The organism is Streptomyces sp. NRRL B-24484 (assembly GCF_000717715.1).
Taxonomy (GTDB): Bacteria; Actinomycetota; Actinomycetes; order Streptomycetales; family Streptomycetaceae; genus Kitasatospora.
Window position 1 is genome coordinate 36,387 of sequence record NZ_JOAI01000035.1, and the last position, 24,416, is coordinate 60,802.

Below are 24,416 nucleotides of genomic sequence, written 5' to 3' on the forward strand. Positions count from 1 at the left end.
CGGTCCATTAACCTTGTAGATAGTCATCCCGGCCCGAGCGCGCCGGACCGAGAGAGAGGTTCGCCCCGTGGACACTGCCGACCGAGCGCACGCCCCGGTCGTCGTCGCCATCGACGGACCCTCCGGATCGGGCAAGTCGACCGTCTCGCGGGCGGTCGCCGCCCGCCTCGGCCTCAGCTTCCTGGACACCGGCGCCATGTACCGCGCGATGACCTGGTGGATGCTCGCCAACGACGTCGACGTGGACGACGCCGAGGCCGTCGCGATCGCCTGCGGCAAGCCCGTGATCGTCTCCGGTACGGACGCGGCCGGCCCGACCATCACGGTCGACGGCCATGACGTCTCCGGCCCGATCCGCGGCCCCGAGGTGACCGCCAAGGTCTCCGCGGTCTCCGCCGTCCCGGCCGTCCGGGCCCGGCTGGTGGAGCTGCAGCGCGGCTGCGCCGAGGTCGCGCCGCGCGGCATAGTCGCCGAGGGCCGCGACATGGGCACCGTGGTCTTCCCGGAGGCCACCGCCAAGGTCTTCCTCACCGCCTCGGGCGCCGCCCGTGCCGCACGCCGTGCGGCCGAGCTCCGTGCCAAGGGCGTGGACGAGGCCACCATCGCCTCGATGGCCGCCGACCTGGACCGCCGGGACGCCGCCGACTCCTCCCGGGAGACGGCGCCGCTGGCCCAGGCACCGGACGCCGTCCTGGTGGACACCAGCGAGCTCACCCTCGACCAGGTGATCGACACGGTCGCCGCCCTGGTCGAGGAGCGGGCCCAGCAGCCGTCCGCCGTCTGACCATCCTCGGGCCGTCCGGCCCGTCCTCCGACTACGGGACACGTAGTTTCGCGCTGCCCGACCGGGCAGGTACGCACGGCACGCCCCTGGGAAGGGCCGTGCCGGGAAACGGAAACCACACACATGAGCAACGACACCGCCGCGCACCACGGTGAGCTCGGCGACGCCGAGTACGCCGAGTTCATGGCGCTGGCCGCCGAAGAGGGCTTCGACACCGACGAGGTGGACGCCGACCTCGACGCCGCCTCGCACGGCCCGCTGCCGGTGCTGGCCGTCGTCGGCCGCCCGAACGTGGGCAAGTCGACCCTGGTCAACCGCATCATCGGCCGCCGCGAGGCGGTCGTCGAGGACCGCCCCGGCGTCACCCGCGACCGCGTCACCTACGAGGCGACCTGGAACGGCCGCCGCTTCAAGCTCGTCGACACCGGCGGCTGGGAGATCGACGTCCTCGGTATCGACGCCGCCGTCGCCGCCCAGGCCGAGTACGGCATCGAGTCCGCCGACGCGGTGCTCTTCGTCGTCGACGCCACCGTCGGCGCGACCGACACCGACGAGGCGCTGGTCAAGCTGATCCGCCGGGCCGGCAAGCCGGTCGTGCTGTGCGCCAACAAGGTCGACGGCCCGTCCACCGAGGCCGAGGCCGCCTACCTGTGGTCGCTCGGCCTCGGCGAACCGTACCCCGTCTCCGCGCTGCACGGCCGTGGCTCCGGCGACCTGCTGGACGCCGTCATGGCCGCGCTGCCCGACGCCCCGCCGCAGCTCTTCGGCAACGGCCCCCTCGGCGGCCCCCGCCGGGTCGCGCTGATCGGCCGCCCGAACGTCGGCAAGTCCAGCCTGCTCAACAAGGTCGCCGGCGAGGAGCGGGTGGTCGTCAACGAGCTGGCCGGCACCACCCGCGACCCGGTCGACGAGATGATCGAGCTCGGCGGCAAGACCTGGAAGTTCGTCGACACCGCCGGCATCCGCCGCCGTGTCCACCTGACCGCGGGCGCCGACTTCTACGCCTCGCTGCGCACCTCCTCGGCGCTGGAGAAGGCCGAGGTCGCGGTCGTCCTGATCGACGCCAGCGAGACCCTCGCCGAGCAGGACACCCGGATCATCTCGATGGCCGTCGAGGCCGGCCGCGCCGTCGTGATCGCCTACAACAAGTGGGACCAGCTCGACGAGGAGCGCCGCTATTACCTGGAGCGCGAGATCGAGCGGGATCTCGTCCAGGTGCAGTGGGCGCCGCGGGTCAACGTCTCGGCGAAGACCGGCCGCCACATGGAGAAGCTCGTCCCGGCGATCGAGACCGCGCTGGAGGGCTGGGAGACCCGCATCCCGACGGCCCGTCTGAACGCCTTCCTGGGCGAGCTGGTGGCGGCCCACCCGCACCCGATCCGCGGCGGCAAGCAGCCCCGCATCCTGTTCGGCACCCAGGCCGGCACCCGCCCGCCGCGGTTCGTGCTGTTCGCCTCCGGCTTCCTGGAGGCGGGCTACCGCCGCTTCGTCGAGCGCCGGCTGCGCGAGGAGTTCGGCTTCGAGGGCACGCCGATCTCGATCTCGGTGCGGGTGCGCGAGAAGCGCCGCAAGAAGTAACGAGGAGAACGACGGCCGGGGCCGGGCAGCGATCGCGCTGCCCGGCCCCGGCCGTCGTCCGTCCCCGGCCGCTCAGAGCGACTGCTCGCCGGAACGGCCCGGCGGCAGCGACAGCAGCGACCGGTGCCGCCCGCCGCCGCCCGCCGTGGTCGGCTGCTGCCCCAGGTACCCGGCGGCGACCCAGCCCTGCCCGGTGCCGCCGACCGCGTGCCCCGCGGTGTGCCCGGTGGCACCGTGCCCGGCCGAGGCGTGGCCCGCCGGGGTCGGCCCGGCCTGGTGGCCCACGGTGACGGCCTGGGTCGCCAGCCGGCCCTGCTGGTGCTCGGTGCCGTGCGCCCGGCCGCCGTGCCCGCTGCCCGCCGACCGGCTCTCCGAGAGGAACTGCGGAGTGCCGTGCGCCTGGCCCGCGTAGGTCTCGAACACCTGGTGCTGCGGGTAGGACCCGCCGAAGCCGCCGAACCCGCCCGACCCGCCGAAGCCCTTGAACCGGAGCTGCTCCTCGTCCGTCCGGTCGCCCGGCAGGGCCCGGAAGAGTCTCCGGTACTCGGAGTACAGCGCGTCGTAGATCGGGGTCGGTGAAACGGGCAGGTCCGCGTCGTACGAGGGGCGCATGCCCGGGATGGTGCGGCCGGCGGACGGGCGGGTGGTCGGGGCGACGTCGTAGCTGTACACGTGAGGGCCAACGAGCGAGGACGCCCGGGGATGCGGGGGTTCCGCGGCCCGGCCTATGCCATTCGGCCAGTGGCCGTCAGGCTTCCGTCAGGCCTCCGCCGGGGACCTGGCGGGGACCCGTCGGGCGCCGGTCGGGCGCCGGTCGAGGGCCCGCGCGCCGCCCGCCGGGGACCGGTCAGGTCCCGGCCAGCGGCAGCATCCCGGCCACCAGGACGCCCTGCCCGGACGCCCGGTCCAGGGCCATCCGCAGCAGGTCCTCGCGGGGCTGGCGGCCGATCGTCCCGACCGGCACCGCGTACATGATCACCTCGGAGCGGCGGGCGACGGCGGCCCGCCAGGCCTCGGTGACCTGCAGCGGCTGGTGGGCCTGCCACCAGGCGGCGCTGCCGCCGGTCGCCGAGGGCTGCAGGATCGCGTGCAGCTGGCCCATCGCCATCAGCACCGACCAGCCGGTCAGCGGCCGGGCGGGTGCCCGGTCCACCGACTGGACCACCTGGAACCCGTGGTCGGTGAGCAGCGAGAGGAACTCGTCCTCGCCCGAGCCGCTGCCGGGGCGGGCGATCGGCCCGGTGGGCTCCACCACGAGGGCCGCGTACGGGGTGTCCCCGCAGAGGACCAGGCCGCAGGTGACGCCGAGCACGGCCGGCTGGGCGCCGGGATCGGCCGGTGACTGCGGGGCCCGCGGCTGCGGGGCCCGGGCGGGGGCGGGCCAGGCGCCGTCCGGCAGCCCGGGGGCGGCATGCGCGCCGTAGGGGGCGTGCGCCGGTGCGGAGGCGGGCGCGTCGACCCCGCCCTGCGCCTGCGAGATCGACCGGACGGCGCCGAGCAGCTGCTCCTCGTCCACCGGGACCACCTGGGAGGGCACGCACCGGGCGTGGGCGAAGGCCAGCACGGCGGTCTCGTCGCCGATGAACAGGACCGTGCTGGTGGGCTCGCGCAGCGAGTCGCCGGGAGCCCGGCACGAGGTGCAGTCGTAGGCGTCCGGGGCGTGGGCGCCGGCGAGCAGGCGGTCGGCCTCGTCGTCGCCGATCTCGGTTCGTACTTCGTCGCTGACTTCGAGCATGCGCGGCAAGGGGGGACTCCTCCGGTCTCAGTGGTGGCACGGGCGCGCCTGGCCGCCACTTCCAACGGACGGTTGTGGCCGGGGTCACGGGTGCGTCCGGCTCCGACGGGATTTGCCGCGGATCTGACTGCGATGGGTGGACAGGTGGTCGCAATCTGTCGACGCTGTGCCTGAGGTCACAGACCGGAAACGGTGAGCAGCCTCACGATCGGGCGGGGATCGACCATGGGAAATAATCGCAAATCGGGCAAATCGCCGTCATTTGCTAGATCGATACTCGCGGTAACGCCGCGCTGAGCTGGGACGACCCGAAACTGTTTGGTGCCCGGCCGGACGGCTCGTAGGTTTTTGCCCAGTGCACCGAGCACTTCCCGGGTTCACCCGAGCACCGCCCACCGGCCCCGGCCGGGGGAGCGAGTGCCGCCGGAGCGGCTGACCACCGCACGGACGCGACGGGTGGCCGGGGCGGCGCGGCACGTTCGAACACGTGCAACGGCCGTCTTGCGGACGCGGCGAGCGAACCGAGAGCCATGCGGCTCTGGTTCCGCCTGCCCGCCCGGGGCTTTCGAGAGGAATCCCATGCTCTTCCGTAACGAGACTGCCGCTGCCACCACCACCGCCACCAAGCGCAACCGCGTCCGGCTGGCGATCGCGGGCGGCGCCGCTGTGGCCGTCCTGCCGGTGGCGGGCCTCGTCACGGCCACCTCCGCCTCCGCCGCCTCCGTCTCCACCTGGGACGCCGTCGCCCAGTGCGAGAGCACCGGCAACTGGCACATCAACACCGGCAACGGCTTCTACGGCGGCCTGCAGTTCACCAACAGCACCTGGGCCGCCTTCGGTGGCACCTCGTTCGCCCCGCGCGCCGACCTGGCCACCAAGGACCAGCAGATCTCCGTCGCCGAGAAGGTCCTCGCCTCGCAGGGCCCGGGCGCCTGGCCCGTCTGCTCCGTCAAGGCCGGCCTGACCAAGGGCGGCGCCGCCCCGCAGGTCGACACCGCCGCCGCTGCCGCCCCGAAGGCCGCCGCCCCGGCGCCCAAGGCCGCCGCCCCGGCCGCCCCGAAGGCCGACGACCAGAAGGCCAGCCGCAGCGAGGCCCGCGCCCAGCTGAACACCACCCCCAAGCAGGACGCCCCGAAGCCGGCCGCCCCGAAGCCGGCCGCCCCGGCGAAGCAGGCCACCAACGGCGGCAACTACACCGTCAAGGGCGGCGACACCCTGAGCAAGATCGCCAACGCCAAGGGCGTCGACTGGAAGTCCCTGTACAAGAACAACGCCGGTGTCATCGGCGGCAACCCGAACCTGATCTTCCCGGGCCAGGTCCTGTCCGTCTGACACCCCGAGCGGCGGTGACCACCGCGTCGCCGCCCTCCTCCGGGGGTGCCCCTGCCGCGCCCCCGCCCCCTGCCGCCGCCCGCCGGTGGCCGCCCGTACCCCCCGGACGGACGGCCGCCGGCGGGCGGCTCACTGCTGTGGCCGTCCGCGTCCGCGTCCGCGTCCGTGCCTGTGCCTGTGCCTGTGCCTGTGCCTGTGCCTGTGCCTGTGCCTGTGCATTTGCTCGTGCTCGTGCTCGTGCCCGTGCCCGTGCTCAGTCGAGGACGAGTTCGCCCTTCGCCACCTGCGTGCCCAGCCGGACGGCGAGCTTCAGACCGGCGTCCGGGTACAGGCGCAGCAGCGCCTCCTCGGCGTCCGACGCGTCCTCGGCCTTGCCCACCTCCCGCTCGAAGGCCTTGAGGTAGTCCCGGGTGAAGGTGATCGCGCTCGCGTCCGGGGTGGCCGCGGCCATCCGGTGCCCCGCCACCACCATCATCGGATCGAGCGCCTCCATCGCGTCCAACAGGTCGATCCAGGCCTCCCGTTGGCCGGGATCGGGGGTGTCCGCCGTCCAGGCGTGCAGTCCCTGGTAGAGCGCGACCCCGCCGAGCAGCACCCGGCTGCGGTGCTCCCACAGGAAGTGCCGGTCGGGCAGCTTCGGTTCGAAGCCGCGCACCTCGAAGCGGTACCCCTCGAACTCGATCACGTCGCCGTCCAGCGGCCGCAGCCGCGGCGGCCGGGTCGGCAGCTCGCTCCCGAGGTGCGCCCAGGTCGACAGCTTCGTCGGGTACGTCTGCGCGATGTGCTCGATCACCAGCGGATGCGCCAGGAAGGTCGCCTCCGGGAAGGCGTTCTGCACCTCTTCGGTGCCGAAGTAGAAGTCCGGGTCGCCGTGGCTGACCAGCACCGTGGTGAGCGGGCGTTCCATCGCCCGGATCAGCTGCGCCAGCTTCCGCCCGTCCGAACGGGTGAACCCGGTGTCCACCAGCATCGTCCCGTGCGGGCCGGCGATCACCACGGCCGTCTTGTGCATGGACGACTCGGGAAGGTCGACGACGGCGAAGTCCAGCCTGCTCATGCCGGCTCCTTCGGGGGCGCGGAGCGGCGCAGGCGGTGCGCCGCGGCGGGGCGGGGCGGGGTCGGCTCCCCGACCAGCGTGGGGCGCCGGCCGGTGCACCGCATGTCGGTCCCTGCCTGCGTCCGCCGTGCGAAGCGCCGCACGCACGGCCGGCGGTGCCACCGATCGTGCCCGTACCGCCCGTCCGCATGTGTGTCGAAGTCCCGCGCCGGGCGGGTCCGGGCAGCTGCGAGGATGGCGGTATGACCGGCGAACCCCTTCCGTTCCCGCGGGAGCCCGCCGAGCCGGCCCCCGGTGCCGTCCACCTCCCCGACTGGCTGGACGCCGCCGAGCAGCGCGCGCTCGTCGAGGCCTGCCGCGCGTGGTCCCGGCCGCCGGCCGGGATGCGGACCGTCCGGATGCCCACCGGCGGCCAGATGTCCGTGCGCACCGTCTGCCTGGGCTGGCACTGGTACCCGTACGGCTACGCGCGGACGGTCGTCGACGGCGACGGCGCCCCGGTCAAGTCCTTCCCGCCCGAGCTCGGCGCGCTCGCCCGCGGTGCCCTCGCCGCCGCCTACGGGCCGGGCGGCCTTGCCCGCGTGCCCGGCGCCGCCGGGTACGAGCCCGACATCGCCGTCGTCAACCACTACCCGCACGGCGCGAAGATGGGGCTGCACAAGGACAAGGAGGAGCGGATCGACGCTCCCGTGGTCTCCCTCTCGCTCGGCGACACCTGCGTCTTCCGGCTCGGCAACGCCGAGACCCGCACCCGCCCCTGGACCGACCTGGAGCTGCGCAGCGGCGACCTCTTCGTCTTCGGCGGCCCGGCCCGGTTCGCGTACCACGGCGTGGTGAGGACGCTGCCCGGCACCGCCGACCCGGCGCTCGGCCTGGTCGGGCGCCTGAACATCACCGTCCGGCAGTCCGGACTCGTCTGAGGCCGCCGCTGCCGGGCCGTTCCGGGCCCTTGCGCCGAATCCGGTGGCCGGTTCCGGCGGTCGGTTCCGGCGGTCGTTCCGGGCCGGAACCGACCGCGGATTCCGATCCGGACGGCGGGAATTCCCCGATCCGGAGGAGACTTCTCGGTAGACGTAGAACGCCGGGCGGCGCCGCACCGGAGATCCCGGGCAGGCGCCCGGCGGCCTGGAGAGGACACAGGACATGGGCACGCCCGTCGACCAGCTCGTCGACCTGCTCGATCTGGAACAGATCGAACTCAACATCTTCCGGGGACGCAGCCCGGAGGAGGCCCTGCAGCGGACCTTCGGCGGCCAGGTCGCCGGCCAGGCCCTGGTGGCCGCCGGCCGCACGGTCGACGGGGACCGGCCGGTCCACTCGCTGCACGCGTACTTCCTGCGTCCCGGCGTCCCCGGCGTGCCGATCGTCTACCAGGTCGACCGGATCCGCGACGGACGGTCCTTCACCACCCGCCGCGTGCTCGGCATCCAGCAGGGCCGGTCGATCTTCGCGCTGACCGCCGACTTCCACCGCCCCGAGCAGGGCGGCATCGAGCACCAGGACGCCATGCCGCAGGTCCCGGGCCCCGAGGAACTGCCCAGCGCCCTGGACGAGGTCGGCTCCAAGCTCGGCGAGATGCCGCCGTTCATCAGCCGTCGCCAGCCCTTCGACATCCGCTACGTCGACCGGCTCCGCTGGAACAAGGAGGACCTGGCCGGCGTGCAGCCGCGCAGCGGCGTCTGGCTGCGGACCAACGGCGAACTGCCCGACGACCCGCTGATCCACGTCTGCGCGCTCACCTACGCCAGCGACATGACGCTGCTCGACGCGGTCCGCGTCCCCGTCGAACCCCTGTGGGGCGAGCGGAACTTCGACATGGCCTCGCTCGACCACGCGATGTGGTTCCACCGGCCGTTCCGCGCCGACGACTGGCTGCTCTACCAGCAGGAGTCGCCGATCGCGCACGGCGCCCGGGGGCTCGCCCGCGGCGAGATCTACGACCGCAGCGGACGGCTCGTCGTCTCCGTCGTCCAGGAGGGACTCTTCCGGCCCCTCACCGCGCGCTGATTCGGCGGGCCGAGCGCGGGCATCCGGTGAGGTGTCAGCCCGTCCGCTCCGGCCGCCGCCCACTCACCCGCCCGCCCCGTCCCGTCCCCGTCAGCCCCGCTCGTCCGTTCGTCCCGCCCGTTCCGCTCGTCCCGTGACCGTTCGTCGGATGACCGCCCGGGCACCGCTCAGGAAGGACCGCCGATGACCGCCGCAGAGACCGCCGCGGAATCCTGGCAGCGCTGGACCGAGGCCCGCGCCGCCGCCGTCAGCGCCTTGCACGGGCCGCTCGCACTGACGGGTACGCACTGGCTCGGCCCGGACCCCGAGCAGATCCCCGGCCTGCCGGGGGAGTGGTGGGCCGCCGACGGGGCCGTCCGGTTCGACGCCAAGGCCGAGTACGGCATCCGGCTCGAATCGGCGGACCCGGCCGGCGCCCTGGACGGGGAAGTGTCGATGCGGCCCGACACCGACCCGGCCCCCGAGCGCGCCACCCTGGGCGCCCTGCGCCTCGTCCCCATCGAGCGCGAGGGCGAGCTCGCCCTGCGGGTCTTCGACCCGAACGCCCCGGCCCGCGCCGCCTTCGCGGGCATCGACACCTTCCCGTACGCGCCGGACTGGGCCGTGCCCGCCCACTTCACCCCGTTCGAGAGCGGCGAGCGGGCGCTCACCGTCCCCAACGCGGACGGCAGGGAACGGCCGCTCGCCGTCACCGGGCAGATCGCCTTCACCCTGTGCGGCGAGGAGTACGCCCTGACCGTCAGCCGCTCCGGCGGCCGGCTCAGCGGTGTCATCGCGGACGCCACCAGCGGCCACGAGACCTACCGGTTCCGGTTCGTCACCCTGCCCGCGCCGGACGTCGACGGCCGCACCGTGCTCGACCTCAACCGGGCCCACCTGCCACCGTGCGCCTTCGCCGACCACTTCATCTGCCCCTTCCCGCCGCCCGGCAACCGGCTGCCGGTCGCCGTCGAGGCGGGGGAGCGGCACGTGGTCACCGGCTGACCGGGGCTACCCCGCACGGGTTGCCGGGGTGCCGTCCGGGGTGCTGGGTGCCGTTCGGGGGGCTCACCAGCGCATCCGGACGTCCTCGGCCCAGCCGAACAGGTCGTGGACGGCGATCCGGCTGCCGTCCTCCGCCCGGACACCGCCCCGGTAGTGGCCGAAGCACTGGTCGGTGCGGTTGGCCAGCAGGCCCGCCTCGGTGCGGGTGCGGCGGTCGTGGAACGGGGTGAAGACCAGGTCCACCCGGTCGGAGTCCGGGGTGCGGACCGTCCACGGTGCGAGCGGGTCGGCGAGGTCGTACGACCAGGAGAGCTCCTCGCCGATCCGGGTGAGCCGGCCGTCCACGCAGAGTGCGTTCTCGGTGGTGCCGGTGCCGACCGTCCAGCGGCCGCCGAACTGCAGGCCCAGGGTCCGGCCGTCGGTCCGGCCGGAGGCGGCGCCCCAGTTCCAGTGCACCTTCCGCGGCCAGCGCCCCCGGCCGTGGTCCAGCACCGCCCAGGCGTCGTCCGCCTCCCCGAACGCGAGCGTCTCGTCGCCGATCCGCAGCGTGCCGCGGGCCGGGCGGGCGGTGTGCTTGGAGGTGTACTGGAAGCGCCGCTCGTCCCAGGGGACGACCACGCTCAGCGTCTCGTGGCCGTCCGGCAGCGCCGCGAACACGTCGACCTCCACCGGCCGGCCGTCCGGCGCCACGCAGCGGGCCCGCAGGCGGGTGCCGCCCGGTTCACCGAGGATCTCCACCCGGACCCGCCCACCGGTCGGCCGCTCCGGACCGACGACGACGTCCGTGCCGCTTTCGCCTAGTCCCTGGCTCCCCTTCGACCCTGCGATCGCTTCGGGGAGGGCGACGCCGCGGCCGAACGGCGCCAGGGAGGTGCGCTCCGTCTCCCAGGGGCGGGTGCTGCCGGCGGGGCCGTCCCAGCGCAGTACGTGGACGCTGTTCAGCGCCAGGAAGTCCAGGTCACTGACGGTCAGCGCCACCAGGTGCGTCGGCGCGGCCACGCACCAGTACTCCCAGCGCTTGGTACGGCCCCAGCCGTGCAGGTTCGCCCGGTGCAACGGGCGGCGCGACCAGCCGACGGCCGCCGGATCGAGCCGCCCGTCCGGCCGGCAGAGGTCGACGGGGGCGGTCAGTTCGCGATCGGAGGACGCCACGGCGGCCACCGTAACGGCAACCCCGGCGGGAAGGGAGGAAACGTCGTGGTCGAACATGGTTGACCATGTCGACCGATCAGCCGCAGGCCCCCGAAGCAGCCCCGCCCACCCCCGCTCGCACCACGGCCCCCGGGGCGGGCGCAGCGGCCCCGGGACGGCTGGGACGGATCGTCCGTGGCGCCCTCGCCGACATCGGGCCGCTGCGCGACATCCCCGACTACCGGCGGGTCTGGTTCGGCCAGACCGTGTCCTCGGTCGGCCAGCAGATGACCGCCGTGGCCGTCGCCGTCCAGGTCTGGGACCTCACCCGGTCCAGCTTCGCCACCGGCCTGGTCGGCCTCTTCTCGCTCGTCCCGCTGGTCACCTTCGGCCTCTGGGGCGGTGCCGTCGCCGACACCGTCGACCGCCGCCGCCTCGGCCTGATCGGCTCGGCCGGCCTCGCCGCCGTCTCCGTGCTGCTCGCCGGCCAGGCCCTGCTCGGCCTGCATGCCGTCGCCCTGCTGTACGCGGCGGTGGCCCTCCAGGCAGGGTTCTTCGCGCTCTCCTCGCCGGCGAGGTCGTCGATGATCCCGCGCCTGGTGCCCCGAGAGCAGTTGCCCGCCGCCAATGCCCTCAACACGGTGAGCATGAACCTCGGCATGACCGTCGGGCCGATGCTCGGCGGACTGCTCATCGGTGCGTTCGGGGCCCAGTCGGCGTACCTCTTCGACGCGGTCGCGTTCAGTGCGACGCTCTACGCGATGTGGCGGCTGCCGGCGATGAAGCCGCAGACCTCCGGTGCCGACGGCAGCGGACGGAAGGGGCGGGCGTCCGTCCTCGACGGGCTGCGCTTCCTCGCCACCCGGCCGAACCTGCGCACCAGTTTCCTCGCCGACCTCGCCGCCATGATCTTCGGCCTCCCGAGGGCGCTCTTCCCGGCCATCGCGGTCGGCTTCTACGGGGGCGGCGCCGGGACGGTCGGCCTGCTCGTCGCTGCGCCGGCCGTGGGCGCACTGGCGGGGGCGTTGTTCTCGGGGTGGATCGGGCGGGTGCACCGGCACGGCGCGGCCGTCCTCGCCGCCGTGGCCGCCTGGGGACTCGCCATCGCCGCCTTCGGGGTGGTCCGCGAGCTGTGGCTCGGGCTGGCGCTGCTGGCGGCGGCCGGCTGCGCCGACACCATCAGCATGATCTTCCGCAACACGATCATGCAGGTCGCGGCGCCGGACGACATGCGGGGCCGCCTCCAGGGCATCTTCATCGTGGTGGTCGCCGGCGGGCCCCGACTCGGCGACTTCGAATCCGGCACCGTCGCCGCCCTCACCTCCTCCGTCACGATCTCCGTCGTCACGGGCGGGCTGGCCTGTGTTGCCGCTGTCCTTCTCCTGGCCGCCCGCCGCCCCGCCTTCCTCCGCTACGACTCCCGCAACCCCACCCCCTGAGCCCCGCGGCGCCCCGCGCGCCGCGCCCGCCTGACCAGCCACGACACCACCCGGCCCCGCCACCCGAAACCTGGCAGCGAGCACCCCTCCACGTGCTGTATTGTTTTCCACGTCGCCGGGAGACCGGGGGCAAGGTCAAGAAGCCGAAGATCACCGACCAAGGTCGGAGAACTGAGGCGGTCGGACCACGGGACGTGGCGCAGCTTGGTAGCGCACTTGACTGGGGGTCAAGGGGTCGCAGGTTCAAATCCTGTCGTCCCGACAGTGGTCAGAGGGCCGGAGACATGAGTCTCCGGCCCTTTCGACATCCACGACTGACATCAGCGCCTTGCTCAGCGCTTCACGAGCACCCCCGCAGCGGCCGGACCGTCGTCGTCCCCGCGGTCCTCCGACCCGTCGTCGTCAACCACGCCGAGCGCGTCGTCCATTCGGTCCGCGGCCTCCCGCAGGGTCGACTGCATGACGTGCGCGTAGGTGTCCAGGGTCATGGTGATCGTGCTGTGCCCGAGCGTCTCCATGATGGTCCGCACGCCGACCCCTTCGGCGAGCATCAGCGAGGCACAGGTGTGTCGCAGGTCGTGCACTCTGATCCGCCGGATGCTGGCCGAGGTGCAGAGCGCGGCGAGGCTGCGGTTCAGGTTTCGCGGGTCGAGTGCCGTGCCGGTCAGCGTGGTGAACACAAGGCCGTCAGGCTGGATGTCGAGGGGCTGCCACTCCAGGCCCGCCTCCGCGCGCTCCTGGAGCTGGTCCTCCCGCCGCCGGCGCAGCTGCGCGACGCAGGACGCCGGCAGCGCGATGGTCCGCAGGGAACGTGCGGTCTTCGGGGTGCCGAACACCAGGGTGCCCTTCACTCGTTGGAGATTGCGGCGCACCCTGAGCTGCCGGGCGTTGAGGTCGATGTCCGCCCAGGTCAACGCGAGTACCTCGCCCCGACGGAGGCCCGTCGAGACGAGCAGCAGCCAGAGCGGGTAGAGCCGGTGATCTCGCGCGGCCCGCAGGAGGAGGCGGACCTCGGCGGCGTTGAGCGGCTGGACTTCCTTGTGTGGCACCGAGGGGCGTTCGACCAGCCGTGCCACGTTTCGGGCCAGCAGTTCCTCGCGTACGGCGTTTTGCAGCGATGACCGGAGCACGGCGTGGGCGTACTGGACCGTGCGCGCCGACGGTTGCCGCTTGCAGCACTTTCCCGCCGCGCAGCATTCACGCTTGTCAACGGCTCGATTGTGGTCGACCCGGCGCAGGCAGCAGAGGCAGCCATTGCGGAAGTCGGAAAGGAAACGGCGCACGTCGGCCGGCGTCAGCCTGTTGAGCGGCTTCCGACCGAGTGCGGGAACGATGTAGACCCGTGTGATGGGCTCGTAGCTCGACATGGTCGACGGCTTGTACCGCTCGGGTGCAACCGTCCCGAGCCAGTAGTCCAGGTACTTATCGAGCGGCATGCTGGACGTGATCGCCGGAATGCCCTGACGGGTCATCTCCTGCATCTCCGTCAGCTTGTTCGCGACCTCGGCCCGGGTCTTGCCATAGACCCACTTTCGGGCGCGGGTGCCGTCCGGCTTGTACACGTATGCAGCGGCGGCGTACCGCCCGTCCTTGCGTCGGGTGATAGTGCCTTCGCCGTTGGCGCGCCTGGCCACTAGTAGTTCTCCTCAACTCGCTTGCGCATGTAGGCGGTCACATCGGCCGTGTCGAAGCGCCGCAAGCGACCGATGGTGAAGCTCGGAAGTTCCCTGGAGCGCAGAAGGTCGTAGACCTTGCTGCGGCTGAGTCGGAGGGCAGCCATGACCTCTTTCACGGTCATGGCCTCGGGTACGGCGGACGTCATGGAGCGGTCCTCCTGAAGCGGTCGCCCGGGCGGTATTCCTCTGAGGTCCGCTACTGCCGCTACTGCCGCTACCGTGCAGGTCATGGGCATGATCGAAGTAGCGGATTGGGTAGCGGTAGCGGATTGGTGCCGCTCCCGCCGGGGCGGCGGGAGCGGCAGGGGGTGGTCAGCGCGGGGAGGCGCCAGCCCTGGTGGTCTCGGGGGTGGGTAGCGGATTGGAATCCGCTACCCCCGGCGTATCCGCTACCGGAAACAGGGCTCTGACCTGCGCGGTAGCGGCGGTAGCGGCAGTAGCGGATTCCTGGGAAGGAGGCGGGCAGTACCGGAGCCAGGCGTCGGCGAGGTCGCTGGCGTAGTAGCCCTTGGCGCTGCTCTTGGAGCCGGTCTTGATGTTGCGGGGCTTGATGGGGTCGTTGTCGGCGGTGACGTAGTCGCCGAGCATGCGGGCGAGGGCGCGGGCGGTGATGGGCTTGCCGTCGAGGTCGGCCCAGGGGGCGTCGTCCAGCTCGGCGAGCTTGCCCAGCAGGTCGGCGCTGAGCATGCGGTCGGCGCCGTTGAAGATGTCCCGCAGGTCGGTGAGCAGGCGGATGCCGACGCTGCCTTTGTCGTTGGCCCTGGCGGCGGTGACGAGCTGGACGCAGGCGGCGCGGGCGCGCTCGGGCCAGTGCCCGCCCGCGGCTTCTGCGATGGCGAGCAGGGGTTCCCACACGTCGGCGGGGCGGTCGTTGATGCCGTCGGGGAATTCGGGGGTGGCGTCCTGGAGCTGCTCGCGGAGGGTGTCGGCCCAGGCGGCGAGGCGCTTTCGCAGGGCGTGGCCCTCGGGCGCGTTGGTGCTCTCGCGGAACGGTTCGACCTTCTCGTTGGGGGCGCGGCGGCGCATCCGGATGATGATGGAGCGGCTCATGATGGTGTCCGGGAGGTCGCCGAGACCGCCCATGGCGAGGGCGGCGTAGACGGGGAAGCGCTGGACGGTCTGGGTGCCGCCGTCGCCGACGCAACGCAGGACGACGCCGGAGCGGCGGTGGCCGGAGTTGATGAGTCCGCGCAGGTCCTCGTTGCCGGCGGCCTTGGGGCCGAAGGTGGTGTCGACCTCGTCGAACAGCACGGTCGGGCGGGCCTCTGGGTCCGAGACGGATCGGAACAGCGCGGCCGGGCTCACGTCGGTGGTGAGGATCGGCCGCGGGGTGAGGGTCTCGATGATCTCCAGGGCGCGGGTCTTGCCGGACCCGGGCTCCGGAGACAGGAAAGCGATCCGGGGCGTGGACGGGAAGCAGTCGAGGAGGTGGGTGTGGGCGTCCCACAGCACCACGGCGACGTAGGCGGCCTCGCTGGGGAAGACGTTGAAGCGTCGGTGGTGGGCCTCGACCGCGTCGAGGAGGGCGGCGCCGTCCTCGACCTCGGCCGCGCCGGGGCCGGGATTGCTCTTAAGGGGAGGGCGGGCGGGGGTGGTGGTCATGCGGCCTCTCCTCGCGGATTGTTGGCGATGGACCAGTTCAGGGCGTTGGTGATGGTCGCGGTGACGTCCCGGGCGGGAAGGCCGCACGCCTCGCCCGCTCCCTTAAGAGCGTCTTCGACCTCGGCCCGAGTGAGGCGGCCGTCGGCGACGAACCGGCCCAGTGCCCGGGCGGCCCGGGTGAGGGTCCAGTTCCTGGCGCCCTCGCCGGCGGCGGCCACGTTCGCGGTCTCGTTGAGCAGGGCAGCCGCCACGTACCCGTGGCCGCTTCCGCGGCCGGCCGACGGATTGACGGGCCGCCAGAGCGGGCGGGGCGGGGGCGGGGTGAGCAGGGCGGCGAGCCAGGTGGGCAGCGGGGCGGGCTCGGCGTCGTGTTCGACGGTGTAGGGCCGGCCCTCGACCAGGGAGCCGGGAGCGACGACGTAGCCGCCGGCGGCGCGGGTGTCGACCTTCCAGCCGAGGCCGTTGCCCTGCTCGCCCCGGGTGTTGCGCAGAACCAGGCCGGGCGGGGCGGTGAAGTACAGGTGGGTACCGCCGGAGCAGGTCCGGACGGTGCGGGTGTCGGCCGGGTAGGGCTGGTGGTGCTGCTCGCACAGCGCGGCGAGCACGTCGGCGCCGTCGGTGACGCCGAGTTCGGCCCACCGCGGGGGTGGGGTGTCGCCGGGGTGCTTGGGGACGTCGAGGTCGACCACCACCAGCCGCGCGGGGCCGGTGGCGAGGCCGACGTTGTACGGGCCGTGCTCCCACGCCCGCCGGATGGCGTCGGGGTCGACGGTGGCACGCTGTTCCCAGCTGGCGTGGCCGGCGGTGCAGGGGCCGGTGCGGGGGCAGCGGGTGGCGTGGTGGAGAGCGGGGCGCTTGTCGTCGGGGCGGAGGGGGAAGACGGGCCAGCCGCGTTGGGCGGATGCGAGCGCTGCGGCGAGCAGGTCGGGTCGTGCGGTCACCTGTGGTCCTTCCAGACGCCGCCGGCAACCCCCGTGCAGGGAGTGGCCGGCGGCTGGTGGTGTCAGAGGTCGAAGAGGGTGTCCGGCTCGACGGCCGGTGCGGTCGTGCGCTGGTGGCGGCGGGCGAGGGTGCGGGCGCCGTCGTGGCAGGTCGGGCACCAGGCGGCGAGGGCGTGCTTGGGCAGCGCGGCGGCCCTGTGCGCGGGCAGCAAAAGGTGCGCGGGGTCGACGGGGGCGACGATGAGGCGGACGGTCCCGCCGCCGTGGTGTTGCTGGTAGCCGCCGTGTTCGCGCGGGCAGCGTCCGCCATCTTTGGCATGGTTCTTTCCGCAGGCGCCGCGGCACTGGCAGCAGCCGGAGGCCGCGGCGAGCACCGCGAGCCACAGGCCGCTGGTCTCGCCGAGGGGCGGTGTGCGGTTGGTCATGTCATGCACCACCCGGAGTCGCAGAGACCGTCGTCGGTGTCGAGGTCGAAGAGGGTGTCGACGCCGTCGGGGATGGCTTCGCGCAGGGGCCGGCCGAAGCGGGTGAGGTAGACGTGGTCCTTGCCAAGCCGCTCGCGGCGGCGGTTAAGGAGGTCTTCGAGCTGGCCGGCCTTCTCGAACTGCTCGGGTTCGGAGCGGCGCATCTCGTGCCAGCTCTCGGGGGTACGGAAGGGACAGAACCAGCAGGAGGACTTCGGCGGCACGGGCAGACCGGCGGAGCGGATGATGCGCCGGCAGTCGCTGCGGCGCAGGCCGAGGGTCAGCAGCGGGTAGTCGATGCGCTCGTGCGGCTCGCAGCGACGGTTGTTGGCCCGGTCGATCTCGTCCACGCTGATGCCAACCCCGACGGTGGCCGGCATCGCGGAAGTAGCCCCACGTCGCTTGAGTTCCCGCCCGATCAGCTTGATCTTGTAGTGGAGGGTGCAGGACCGTCGGCCCGGGGCCCCGTTCGCCATCCGCACCGGGATGCCGAGGGAACGGGAGTCCTCGCGGGTCAACTCCCCGTAGAGGGTGCGGGTCTCCTTCGTACGGACCATCACCCGGTGCAGGCTGGTCAGCTCGATGCCGTGCGCGGCGGCGAACGGCCGGGCGAAGCGGTCGAGGTAGGTGAGGGTGGCGGGGTTTTCGGAGTCGTCGCCGACGTTCGCGAACAGGAACGTGCGATAGTCCAGTGCCCCCTGGGCGGCGAGGACCAGGGCGGCCATGGACTGCACGCCACCGCCGAACGAGAACGCGGTGAGCTGCTCGGCGGTGGTGGTCATCGGGCGCCGCCGTTCAGCTCGTTGACCAGGTGCGCGTGGTCGTTCGCCCATCCGGTCAGGGCCTTGACCGCCTGCTTGGCCTGCCTGGTCATCTCCAGGCCCGGCGTGGCGACGGTCGGGGCGTGCAGGATGTGCGCGGGCACCGGGATGAGCAGGGTGGCGGTGACCAGGAGGGCGGTGCGGCCGGCGGGCTCGGGCTCGGTGAGCGCGGTGAAGCCGTGGTCGGTCGCCCAGGGGTCGGCCTGCCAGTCGGCGACCATGCGCGCGGGCCAGGTGGCGAGGGTGCGGTGCCGCAGGGGCACGCTGACGCGCAGAGCGACGTCGTGGCCGTCCTCGCCGGCGGAGACGACGGTGAGGGAGTGGAGGTCAGGGCGGATACGGACGTAGCCGGGCGCCATGACCGGGCTGGTGGCGATCTGCCACGTGGAGAACGCGAACTCGGCGGCGGTGAGCGGGGCGCCGTCGTCGTGGAGGAGGCCGGCGTTGCGGTCGAGGTAGGCGCCGTACCGGGAGTGGCCGTCGGAGGCGCGATCGCGGTCGTAGGTGTCGTCGGCGATGGCGAGCGTGCGGATGGTGAATTCGGGCATGCTGGTGTCCTGGTTCGTCTCGTACGGACTGGGTTGGGCCCCGCAGCAGCCGTCCCATCTGCCAGGATTCGGCGGCTGCTGCGGGGCTTTCGTGCTGCTTGGACCGAGACCGGTCCTAGAACGGGGGCTCGTCGCCGGAGCGCGGCCCGCCCACGCCGGCCGGGGCCGGCCCGGCGCTGGCCCACGGGTCACTGGCCGGGCCGGGGCCGGCATTGGTGCGCTGGGTCTTGGTGACCTTGGCAATGGCGAACTTGATGCTCGGGCCGATGTCGTCGAGGTCGAGGCCGAGCATGGAGCGGTTCTCGCCCTCGGGGGTCTGCCAGTTGTGCTGAACGAGCCGGCCGACGGCGACCACGCGCATGCCCTTGGTCAGGGAGTCAGCGGCGTGCTCGGCGATCTCCCGCCAGGCGGTGGCCCGCAGGAACAGCGCGGTGCCGTCGCGCCACTGGCCGGTGGTCTTGTCGTAGGTGCGCGGGGTGGAGGCGATGGTGAAGCGGGCCATCGCCACGCCGGCGGGAGTGAAGCGCAGTTCGGGGTCGTCGGTCAGGTTGCCGACGACGGTGATCGAGGTCTCTCCCACGGACAAGGCATGCCTCCAAGGGCAGTTGAAGGGGGCGGTGGTGTCGGTGGTTCTGGTTAGAGTCCGGTCATGGCGACGCATGACCTTGAACTGGTGCCCGGACTGATCACGACCCGCAAGGCGTTGGCCGCCGTGTATGGCGGCGGCACGGCCAAGGGGATCGAGGTCTCTGACAAGACCGGGATGGTGTTTGTGTTCTCCGACCCGGCGGCCAAGAAGAAGTTCGGCTACGCCTTCGACGGGCAGGTCGAGGACGACGAGAAGGGTGTTCTGTACCTGTACACGGGGCAGGGCGACGACGATCAGACCCTCACGGACCGCAACAAGTCGCTGTGGCAGCACGCCCAGGACGGCCGGATAGTCCACCTGTTCGTGGCCGCCGGCACGGTCGGCAAGAAGCCGGACGGCACCCGCAGCGACGCCAAGAAGCAGCGATATGTCGGGCAGATGATCGTGGACCCGGACGAGAACTTCGTGTGGCTACGCGCCAAGAACACCAAGGACGTGGAGCGGGAGGTCATCGTCTTCCGCCTCCGGCCCGACGCGGTAGCGCCGCACGCGCCCGTGTTCACGCCGTCCGACGCGATGCTCGTCCCGTCGGAGACCAAGGTCGTCGTGATGGACGTCGAGCCGGCGGAGGATAACGCGACACCGCCGGCGGGGCCGTCGTCCACGCAGGTGGAGATGGAGAACCATGCGACCGACGAGACCGTCGCGAACATCCCCGGCGGTCAGCGGACCGTCAAGCGCCGCGAAGGGCAGCTCACCACGGCCTACAAGTCGTTCCTCCAGGCCGAGGGGCACACGGTGAAGTCGTTTCTGATGACCGTGGCCGGCGTTGTCGGCCCGCTGAAGGCGGACATGTACGACGTGACGGACAACGTGCTCTATGAGGCCAAGGGCAGCGTCCGTCGCAGTGACGTTCGGATGGCGATTGGCCAGCTCCTCGACTACGAGCGTCACGTGCAGGCACCGCCGGGGCTGCGGCTTGCTGTGCTGTTGCCGGGCGACCCGGGCGCGGACCTTCGGGACCTGTTGGCCAAGCTGAAGATCGCTCTGGTATTCCGCACGAAGGACGGCTTCGAGGGCTTCCCGCTCGCCAGCTGAGGGGAGTGGTGCGGGGCGGGTCAGTGCACGTCGGGGTCCTGGGCGAACTCGCAGGCGTTGTCGCAGTTGTAGTAGCCGCAGCCGCCGCACTCGGGGCAGCGGTCGTGGTCGATGGTCACGATGGTGCCGGTCTCGTCGTCCCAGATCTCGTGCTCGCAGCCGGTGCCGCTGCCGTGGCAGCCCTCGCACAGCTCGGTGTGCGAGGGCTGCGGGTTGGTGGCGTCTTCGGTGGCCCAGCATGCCTCGTCGGCGAGGTCGAGGGCGATCTCCGCTGCCTTCTCCTCCTCGCGGCTCGGCCATTCCGGCTCGTAGTCGAAGTCGTGCTCGGACGGGTCGTAGTCCTCGTACATGGAGCGGCCCTTTCAGCGATTGCGGTTGGAGACGTTGACGGAGAGATTCACCGCCCCGGCCCGGCCGCCCCCGCCGCCGGTGTTCTTCAGCAGCCAGACCAGGGCGAGGACGGCGGCGAGCAGGCCGATGCCGGTGGTCGCGGCGGCGATGGCCTGGAAGAGGAAGGCGAGGCCGACGCCGGCGGCCCCGGCGCCAATCCCGCCGGCGAGCAGGCGGGCGGGCCACGGGTCGCGGCCCGGTTCGGCGGGCAGGTACGCGGCCGCGGGGTGGGCGGGCAGCGCGGCGTGCTGCTGGACGGGGACGAGGGTGGCCGCGGTGGGCTGGTGGAGGGCGAGGGGCGCGGCCTGGGGCGGTGCGGCGTAGTAGGGGGTGCCGTCCGGGGCGTGGAGCACCGGGGCGACGGGCTGCGCGTAGGGGTAGCTGTGGTCCACGGTGTCTCTCCTGTCGGCGAGTTGGTGCGAGACGCGGGTCAGTGGAGGGTGGAGAGCATGTGGACTGCGGCGTCGAGGGCCTGGTTGACGGGGTCGGCGAGGCCGGTTCCGGCGACGGTGAAGCCGGACAGCCACACGGCGAGGGCGGAGCCGGCGCTGACGCGCTGGGTGCGGATGAGGATCACGGTGATGACGCCGAACAGGACGGCGGTGGAGATCGTGACGAGCACGGCAGTGGGTCCTTCCGGGGACGGCAGAGGGGTGTTAGAGGTGCTGTCAGGTGGGGTGACAGAGGGGTGACAGTCGCCGACTGTCACCCCTCGCGCGCACGCGTTACCTGGGGAAATGGGCCGTGGGTGACAGTCGCTGACTGTCGCCTGTCACCTACGCGGCGGCGTGGTCCTGCGGGACGATCTCGTACCGTCCGGCGCGGTCGGTCTCGCGGAGCCGGCCGAGCAGGACCATGTCGGCGACCTGTCCGGAGACCCACTGCCGGGAGCGGTTGAAGCGGTCGCAGTGCTCCATGAAGTCGGCCGGGCCGACGTCGGTGCGGCCCTCGGACTCGAACTCGGCGAGGATCTCGGTCATCGCCTGGCGGGCCTCGTGCTGGTTCAGCTTGCGGGCGGGCGGCCCCTGCGGCGGGGCACCGAGCCGGACAATCGTCTGCACGGGCGGGAGTTCGGCCTGCGGGTCGATCCACCCGACGTCGTCGCCGTCCTCGTCGTCCTGGTCGGGGTCGAGGTAGAGCGGCTGCTCGTCCTCGTCGTCCCACTCGTCTGGGCCGTCCTGGTGGCCGGGCTGGTCGGGGATCGGGTAGCGGGTGCGCTGGAGGAAGGCGCCGCCGATCGCGCGGGCGGCGGCGTTGCCGGTGACGGGGTCGCACACGGCCCGCACGTCGGCGAACTCGGTGACGGCCCAGGCGGTGTAGTCGGCCGGGGTGAGGAAGGCGCGGCCCGGGGTGGCCCAGAAGGTCTCAGGGACGCCGTTGGCGACCAGGTAGGAGTAGCCGGGCTTCTTGTCCTTCCAGGCGTGCGGTGCGGCGCCGGCGTCCAGGGCTTCGTCCGGGAGGGCGAAGCCGGCGTCGCGCTCATCGCGCAGGCCGAACACCCAGGACGAGCCGAGGGAGGCGCGGGTGTCGGTGGACATCTGCGACCCCGAGGCCCGCTGAAGGGACACGACCAGCGACAGGCCGGCCGACCGGGCCTCCTGGGCGATGCCGGTGAAGACGTCGTCGTCGGTCTCGCGGATGGTCTTGGCGGCCTCCTCGAACCAGGCGATCAGGTAGGGCATGCCCGGGGAGCCGTCCGCCTGGACCTCGGCGCACGCGGGTTCCCACTGCTTGTAGCCGTACTTGGCGAGCCAGGAGGTCCGGGCGGGGATGACCGCCTTCAGGGCTTCGACCATGGCCTTGGTGGAGGTCATGTCGAGGGCAGCCCAGTCGATCGCCGGGAGGAGCGGGCCGAGGGTCTGCTCGGCCTTGGCCGGGTCGGACGCCCACACGATCACGTCGCGGCGGGTGATGACCTCGGACAGGGCGGTGATGCAGCCCTCGGACTTGCCCGACCCGGTCATCCCCATGCCGAGCAGGTGCATCGCGTTGCGGCCCTCTTCGGGGTCGCCGGGGAAGAACAGCACCATCGGGGTGCCGTCCTCGTAGATCCCGACGACGACCGGGTCGGCGATCGAGCCGCCCGGGTGGGACGGTCCGGGGTGCGGGGCCCCGGCCTTGAGCAGGTCGTTCGGCACGACCGTGAGGGTGGCGCGGGAGGAGTCGTCGGCGTCCGGGGTCATCCGCACGGCGTTCTTGGCGACCTTGAACGCCCCGGCGAGCCGCGGCAGCGCCTTCGCCACGTCGTCCGGCGTCAGCTCACCGGGCGGGAGCTGGAGATCGAACGTCGCCTTGTTCGGGGCGACGCTCCCGCCGGTCACCATGGTCTTCGCGAGTCCGACCTTCTCCAGCAGGCCCTTGTCGGCGGAGCCCGCGCCACCTTCGGGGTTGACCCGCAGGAGCTGCCGGACGTTCCACGTCGCCGCGAGCGCCGAGCCTCCTATGAAGTAGAGGCTGCCGAGCGGGCCGGCGGCGGGGCCGGCGAGGGCCGCCGCCGTGAACCAGCCGGTTCCGGCGGCGACCGTGATCGCCGAGTGCAGCCGGCGCTGCTGGGTGGTGGGCTTGCCCGCCCACCACGTCGCCGCGGTCAGCCCGACCGAGGCGAGGGTGAGGCCGGCGGAGGCGGCGGCGGAGCCGCCCCACGCCAGGTGGGCCGGGAGGGAGAGGATGCCGACACCGCCGGCGAGCAGCCACGGCGGCAGGTAGGGCTTGGCGCGGTGGAGCAGGTACTCGCCCACCCCGCCGCTGTGTGCGTTGGGGTCGAGCTGCAGCGGCTGGGCCGCCGCGTGGTTGGTGCCGGACACGGGGAATCCACTCCCTTCCGGGGAATCGTGGCTGGTCAGCCGTTGAAGTCGAACGAGCGGCGCGGGGCCCGCGGGCGGCCGGTGCGGGACAGCTCGGGGTCGTACTCGCGCTGGAACGCGGCGTAGGTGCGGGCGGCGTTCGCCGCGGCGTCCTTCGCGTCGTCGGCGGCCTTCTTCAGGTGCCGGGCGACCCGGCGGGCGCGGAACTGCGAGCCGAACGGCCGCCCGTCCGCGTCCGGGACCTCCTTCAGCACCGCCTGCAGCACCTCCGCGGCCATCGCCAGCTCGAACGAGAGCTGGAGGAACGCCGATCGGCCCTGCTCGCAGTAGTTGCGGATGTCGGCGTTGGTGAAGAACTCCGGGTCCGCCAGCGGCGAGTGCGTACGACCACCCGCACCCTGCCCGCCGCCCTGGGCACCGCGCTGCTGGCCGCCGATGCCGCCCGCCATGCCGCCGCCGGCCGGGCCGGAACCGCCGCCGGGGCGGTAGTTGAAGTGGAACTGCGGGCCGCTGCGGTTGGTCGTCCGGTTCGTCGTCCGACCCTGTCCCGGCTGCTGCCGCTGGCCCCCACCGCCGGCGCTGCCGGTGTTGTTGCCGCGCTGCGGGGGCGGGAAGAAGTTCTTGTCCATGCGGATCTCTCCTACCTGCGGTTTCAGGGCTGGATGGGCTTGCTGGTGAGAGCGCGGCGCGTACGCCACCAGGCGGCCTGGGCCGCGCCGGTGCCGAGCAGCCAGAGCGTGAACAGCGGCCAGTTCACGGGGCCGAACAGGCACGCCGCCCCGACCCACGCGAGAGCGGCGGAGGCAGCGAGCACGTGGGTGCGCAGGCCCCGGGCGCGACGGCGCACCGCCGACCGCGGGTGCCAGCGCTTCGCGGTGAACCAGCCGGCCGGGACGAGCAGGGCCGGGGCGGCGAACGCGATTCCGGCGGCCGGAGCGGTCGCCGCCAGCACGCCCGTGGTGAGGAAGATGCCACCCCCGGCCCAGGACGGCGCCCAGGCGGCACGGTGACGCCACAGCGCCCCGCCCACCGCGAGCGCCAACCTGCCGGCCGGGGATGGACGGTGGGGGACGACTACGACGACGGGCTGTGTGCCGCGGCCGAGGTTGATGACGTGCGCGGATGCCTGCCGGCGTCCGCGCTGACGGGGTATCTGAACCTTGGTGGTGCGGACGCGCCGACCCATGGCGGGCCTCCGTTCCGGGTCAGAGCCGGTTGGGCTCCAGCGAGAAGAACAGGACGTCGGCCCGCTCCATGGCGGGGTTCTGCTCGGTGATCCAGGCGCGGATCTGCTTGTAGGCGGCGTCCCGGGTCGCACCGGCCCGCGCGGTGTAGATGCCGCCGCCGGTGAAGGTCTGGAAGCCGTTGTGGATCGGGATCTGGAGGGTGAGCAGCCACGCGAAGTCGGTGGCCTCGGCAGTGTCGGTCACGGGGTT

Annotated in this window: 27 protein-coding genes and 1 tRNA gene; 9 read left to right on the top strand and 19 right to left on the bottom strand. The window is 72.8% G+C overall.

Annotated features, from left to right (window positions below; translation table 11 throughout):
* The first annotated feature begins 67 nt into the window (after positions 1 to 67).
* Together cmk and der are read left to right on the top strand one after the other, a co-directional pair.
* On the top strand, positions 68 to 784 hold the full coding sequence (cmk, locus tag IE98_RS0127380) for a (d)CMP kinase (protein WP_030273430.1): 717 nt from the start codon (positions 68 to 70) through the stop codon (positions 782 to 784).
* Positions 785 to 907: 123 nt separating this feature from the next.
* Positions 908 to 2,362 (top strand): ribosome biogenesis GTPase Der, encoded by a 1,455-nt coding sequence (gene der / locus IE98_RS0127385; protein WP_030273431.1) that lies wholly within the window; start codon positions 908 to 910, stop codon positions 2,360 to 2,362.
* A gap of 72 nt (positions 2,363 to 2,434) precedes the next feature.
* Here the strand turns inward: der and IE98_RS45130 are convergent, their stop codons facing one another.
* Positions 2,435 to 3,034: a hypothetical protein gene (locus IE98_RS45130; protein WP_052391035.1), complete on the bottom strand. Its 600-nt coding sequence runs from the start codon at positions 3,032 to 3,034 to the stop codon at positions 2,435 to 2,437.
* A 175-nt stretch (positions 3,035 to 3,209) separates the two neighbouring features.
* Positions 3,210 to 4,097, bottom strand: coding sequence for a hypothetical protein (locus IE98_RS0127395; RefSeq protein ID WP_234443692.1), 888 nt, complete (start codon positions 4,095 to 4,097; stop codon positions 3,210 to 3,212).
* Positions 4,098 to 4,676: 579 nt separating this feature from the next.
* Between IE98_RS0127395 and IE98_RS0127400 the strand changes: the two genes are divergently transcribed.
* The gene (locus IE98_RS0127400) at positions 4,677 to 5,429 is read left to right on the top strand and encodes a transglycosylase family protein (RefSeq protein ID WP_078661351.1); all 753 of its coding nucleotides are present in this window, start codon (positions 4,677 to 4,679) and stop codon (positions 5,427 to 5,429) included.
* A gap of 253 nt (positions 5,430 to 5,682) precedes the next feature.
* On the opposite strand, the gene IE98_RS0127405 is transcribed toward IE98_RS0127400, so the two are convergent.
* Positions 5,683 to 6,486, bottom strand: a complete 804-nt coding sequence (locus tag IE98_RS0127405; RefSeq protein ID WP_030273439.1) for an MBL fold metallo-hydrolase — start codon at positions 6,484 to 6,486, stop codon at positions 5,683 to 5,685.
* Between the two features lie 242 nt (positions 6,487 to 6,728).
* Here IE98_RS0127405 and IE98_RS0127410 point away from each other — a divergent pair, with 242 nt between their 5' ends.
* The 3 genes from IE98_RS0127410 (at position 6,729) to IE98_RS0127420 (ending at position 9,477) form a co-directional block, all read left to right on the top strand.
* Positions 6,729 to 7,406 carry an alpha-ketoglutarate-dependent dioxygenase AlkB family protein gene (locus tag IE98_RS0127410; RefSeq protein ID WP_030273440.1) on the top strand — a complete coding sequence of 226 codons (678 nt, stop codon included), beginning with the start codon at positions 6,729 to 6,731 and terminating at the stop codon, positions 7,404 to 7,406.
* 223 nt (positions 7,407 to 7,629) lie between these two features.
* Positions 7,630 to 8,493, top strand: a complete 864-nt coding sequence (locus tag IE98_RS0127415) for an acyl-CoA thioesterase (protein ID WP_030273441.1) — start codon at positions 7,630 to 7,632, stop codon at positions 8,491 to 8,493.
* Positions 8,494 to 8,676: 183 nt separating this feature from the next.
* Entirely contained in the window at positions 8,677 to 9,477 is an 801-nt protein-coding gene (locus IE98_RS0127420; protein WP_030273443.1) for a DUF1684 domain-containing protein, read from the top strand.
* 63 nt (positions 9,478 to 9,540) lie between these two features.
* Here the strand turns inward: IE98_RS0127420 and IE98_RS0127425 are convergent, their stop codons facing one another.
* On the bottom strand, positions 9,541 to 10,629 hold the full coding sequence (locus tag IE98_RS0127425) for a DUF2804 domain-containing protein (RefSeq protein ID WP_030273445.1): 1,089 nt from the start codon (positions 10,627 to 10,629) through the stop codon (positions 9,541 to 9,543).
* A 65-nt stretch (positions 10,630 to 10,694) separates the two neighbouring features.
* On the opposite strand from IE98_RS0127425, the gene IE98_RS0127430 reads away from it, so the two are divergent.
* Positions 10,695 to 12,047 (top strand): MFS transporter, encoded by a 1,353-nt coding sequence (locus IE98_RS0127430; RefSeq protein WP_030273446.1) that lies wholly within the window; start codon positions 10,695 to 10,697, stop codon positions 12,045 to 12,047.
* Between the two features lie 188 nt (positions 12,048 to 12,235).
* Positions 12,236 to 12,309, top strand: a tRNA-Pro gene (locus IE98_RS0127435).
* Between the two features lie 70 nt (positions 12,310 to 12,379).
* On the opposite strand, the gene IE98_RS0127440 is transcribed toward IE98_RS0127435, so the two are convergent.
* The 8 genes from IE98_RS0127440 to ssb form a co-directional block, all read right to left on the bottom strand.
* Entirely contained in the window at positions 12,380 to 13,681 is a 1,302-nt protein-coding gene (locus IE98_RS0127440; protein ID WP_030273448.1) for a tyrosine-type recombinase/integrase, read from the bottom strand.
* Positions 13,681 to 13,869: a helix-turn-helix domain-containing protein gene (locus tag IE98_RS0127445; protein WP_030273449.1), complete on the bottom strand. Its 189-nt coding sequence runs from the start codon at positions 13,867 to 13,869 to the stop codon at positions 13,681 to 13,683. The genes IE98_RS0127440 and IE98_RS0127445 overlap by 1 nt, the downstream gene beginning before the upstream one ends.
* A gap of 166 nt (positions 13,870 to 14,035) precedes the next feature.
* Positions 14,036 to 15,325 carry a DUF3631 domain-containing protein gene (locus tag IE98_RS0127450; protein WP_030273451.1) on the bottom strand — a complete coding sequence of 430 codons (1,290 nt, stop codon included), beginning with the start codon at positions 15,323 to 15,325 and terminating at the stop codon, positions 14,036 to 14,038.
* Positions 15,322 to 16,266: a bifunctional DNA primase/polymerase gene (locus IE98_RS0127455; protein ID WP_030273453.1), complete on the bottom strand. Its 945-nt coding sequence runs from the start codon at positions 16,264 to 16,266 to the stop codon at positions 15,322 to 15,324. Before IE98_RS0127455 ends, IE98_RS0127450 begins: the two co-directional genes overlap by 4 nt.
* A 62-nt stretch (positions 16,267 to 16,328) precedes the next feature.
* Entirely contained in the window at positions 16,329 to 16,691 is a 363-nt protein-coding gene (locus IE98_RS0127460; RefSeq protein WP_030273455.1) for a hypothetical protein, read from the bottom strand.
* Positions 16,688 to 17,512, bottom strand: coding sequence for a phosphoadenosine phosphosulfate reductase (locus tag IE98_RS0127465; RefSeq protein ID WP_030273457.1), 825 nt, complete (start codon positions 17,510 to 17,512; stop codon positions 16,688 to 16,690). Before IE98_RS0127465 ends, IE98_RS0127460 begins: the two co-directional genes overlap by 4 nt.
* Complete coding sequence (locus IE98_RS0127470; RefSeq protein WP_052391036.1) at positions 17,509 to 18,099, bottom strand: hypothetical protein; 591 nt, start codon at positions 18,097 to 18,099, stop codon at positions 17,509 to 17,511. Before IE98_RS0127470 ends, IE98_RS0127465 begins: the two co-directional genes overlap by 4 nt.
* Before the next feature lie 115 nt (positions 18,100 to 18,214).
* Positions 18,215 to 18,685 (bottom strand): single-stranded DNA-binding protein, encoded by a 471-nt coding sequence (gene ssb, locus IE98_RS0127475; protein ID WP_030273460.1) that lies wholly within the window; start codon positions 18,683 to 18,685, stop codon positions 18,215 to 18,217.
* 63 nt (positions 18,686 to 18,748) lie between these two features.
* Between ssb and IE98_RS0127480 the strand changes: the two genes are divergently transcribed.
* On the top strand, positions 18,749 to 19,786 hold the full coding sequence (locus tag IE98_RS0127480) for a hypothetical protein (RefSeq protein WP_030273462.1): 1,038 nt from the start codon (positions 18,749 to 18,751) through the stop codon (positions 19,784 to 19,786).
* 20 nt (positions 19,787 to 19,806) lie between these two features.
* Here IE98_RS0127480 and IE98_RS0127485 read toward each other — a convergent pair whose 3' ends face one another.
* From IE98_RS0127485 to IE98_RS0127515, 7 genes are all read right to left on the bottom strand, one after another.
* Entirely contained in the window at positions 19,807 to 20,136 is a 330-nt protein-coding gene (locus IE98_RS0127485; protein ID WP_030273464.1) for a hypothetical protein, read from the bottom strand.
* A 12-nt stretch (positions 20,137 to 20,148) separates the two neighbouring features.
* A complete protein-coding gene (locus IE98_RS0127490) occupies positions 20,149 to 20,568 on the bottom strand; it encodes a hypothetical protein (protein ID WP_030273466.1) in 420 nt (139 codons plus the stop codon).
* A 38-nt stretch (positions 20,569 to 20,606) separates the two neighbouring features.
* The gene (locus IE98_RS0127495; protein WP_030273468.1) at positions 20,607 to 20,798 is read right to left on the bottom strand and encodes a hypothetical protein; all 192 of its coding nucleotides are present in this window, start codon (positions 20,796 to 20,798) and stop codon (positions 20,607 to 20,609) included.
* Between the two features lie 154 nt (positions 20,799 to 20,952).
* Positions 20,953 to 22,980 (bottom strand): plasmid transfer protein TraB, encoded by a 2,028-nt coding sequence (gene traB, locus IE98_RS0127500; protein WP_043175256.1) that lies wholly within the window; start codon positions 22,978 to 22,980, stop codon positions 20,953 to 20,955.
* Between the two features lie 35 nt (positions 22,981 to 23,015).
* Entirely contained in the window at positions 23,016 to 23,609 is a 594-nt protein-coding gene (traA, locus tag IE98_RS45135; protein WP_052391037.1) for a plasmid transfer protein TraA, read from the bottom strand.
* A 23-nt stretch (positions 23,610 to 23,632) separates the two neighbouring features.
* Positions 23,633 to 24,166, bottom strand: a complete 534-nt coding sequence (locus IE98_RS0127510; RefSeq protein WP_063749013.1) for a hypothetical protein — start codon at positions 24,164 to 24,166, stop codon at positions 23,633 to 23,635.
* 19 nt (positions 24,167 to 24,185) lie between these two features.
* Positions 24,186 to 24,410: a hypothetical protein gene (locus IE98_RS0127515; protein WP_030273475.1), complete on the bottom strand. Its 225-nt coding sequence runs from the start codon at positions 24,408 to 24,410 to the stop codon at positions 24,186 to 24,188.
* Positions 24,411 to 24,416: the final 6 nt, after the last annotated feature.

Coding starts and splice junctions, on each gene's coding strand:
- der (WP_030273431.1), top strand. CDS start 908: ATGAGCAACGACACCGCCGCGCACCACGGTGAGCTCGGCGACGCCGAG.
- IE98_RS0127395 (WP_234443692.1), bottom strand. CDS start 4,097: ATGCTCGAAGTCAGCGACGAAGTACGAACCGAGATCGGCGACGACGAG.
- IE98_RS0127400 (WP_078661351.1), top strand. CDS start 4,677: ATGCTCTTCCGTAACGAGACTGCCGCTGCCACCACCACCGCCACCAAG.
- IE98_RS0127405 (WP_030273439.1), bottom strand. CDS start 6,486: ATGAGCAGGCTGGACTTCGCCGTCGTCGACCTTCCCGAGTCGTCCATG.
- IE98_RS0127410 (WP_030273440.1), top strand. CDS start 6,729: ATGACCGGCGAACCCCTTCCGTTCCCGCGGGAGCCCGCCGAGCCGGCC.
- IE98_RS0127415 (WP_030273441.1), top strand. CDS start 7,630: ATGGGCACGCCCGTCGACCAGCTCGTCGACCTGCTCGATCTGGAACAG.
- IE98_RS0127420 (WP_030273443.1), top strand. CDS start 8,677: ATGACCGCCGCAGAGACCGCCGCGGAATCCTGGCAGCGCTGGACCGAG.
- IE98_RS0127430 (WP_030273446.1), top strand. CDS start 10,695: ATGTCGACCGATCAGCCGCAGGCCCCCGAAGCAGCCCCGCCCACCCCC.
- IE98_RS0127445 (WP_030273449.1), bottom strand. CDS start 13,869: ATGACGTCCGCCGTACCCGAGGCCATGACCGTGAAAGAGGTCATGGCT.
- IE98_RS0127450 (WP_030273451.1), bottom strand. CDS start 15,325: ATGACCACCACCCCCGCCCGCCCTCCCCTTAAGAGCAATCCCGGCCCC.
- IE98_RS0127460 (WP_030273455.1), bottom strand. CDS start 16,691: ATGACCAACCGCACACCGCCCCTCGGCGAGACCAGCGGCCTGTGGCTC.
- IE98_RS0127465 (WP_030273457.1), bottom strand. CDS start 17,512: ATGACCACCACCGCCGAGCAGCTCACCGCGTTCTCGTTCGGCGGTGGC.
- IE98_RS0127470 (WP_052391036.1), bottom strand. CDS start 18,099: ATGCCCGAATTCACCATCCGCACGCTCGCCATCGCCGACGACACCTAC.
- IE98_RS0127480 (WP_030273462.1), top strand. CDS start 18,749: ATGGCGACGCATGACCTTGAACTGGTGCCCGGACTGATCACGACCCGC.
- IE98_RS0127485 (WP_030273464.1), bottom strand. CDS start 20,136: ATGTACGAGGACTACGACCCGTCCGAGCACGACTTCGACTACGAGCCG.
- traA (WP_052391037.1), bottom strand. CDS start 23,609: ATGGACAAGAACTTCTTCCCGCCCCCGCAGCGCGGCAACAACACCGGC.
- IE98_RS0127510 (WP_063749013.1), bottom strand. CDS start 24,166: ATGGGTCGGCGCGTCCGCACCACCAAGGTTCAGATACCCCGTCAGCGC.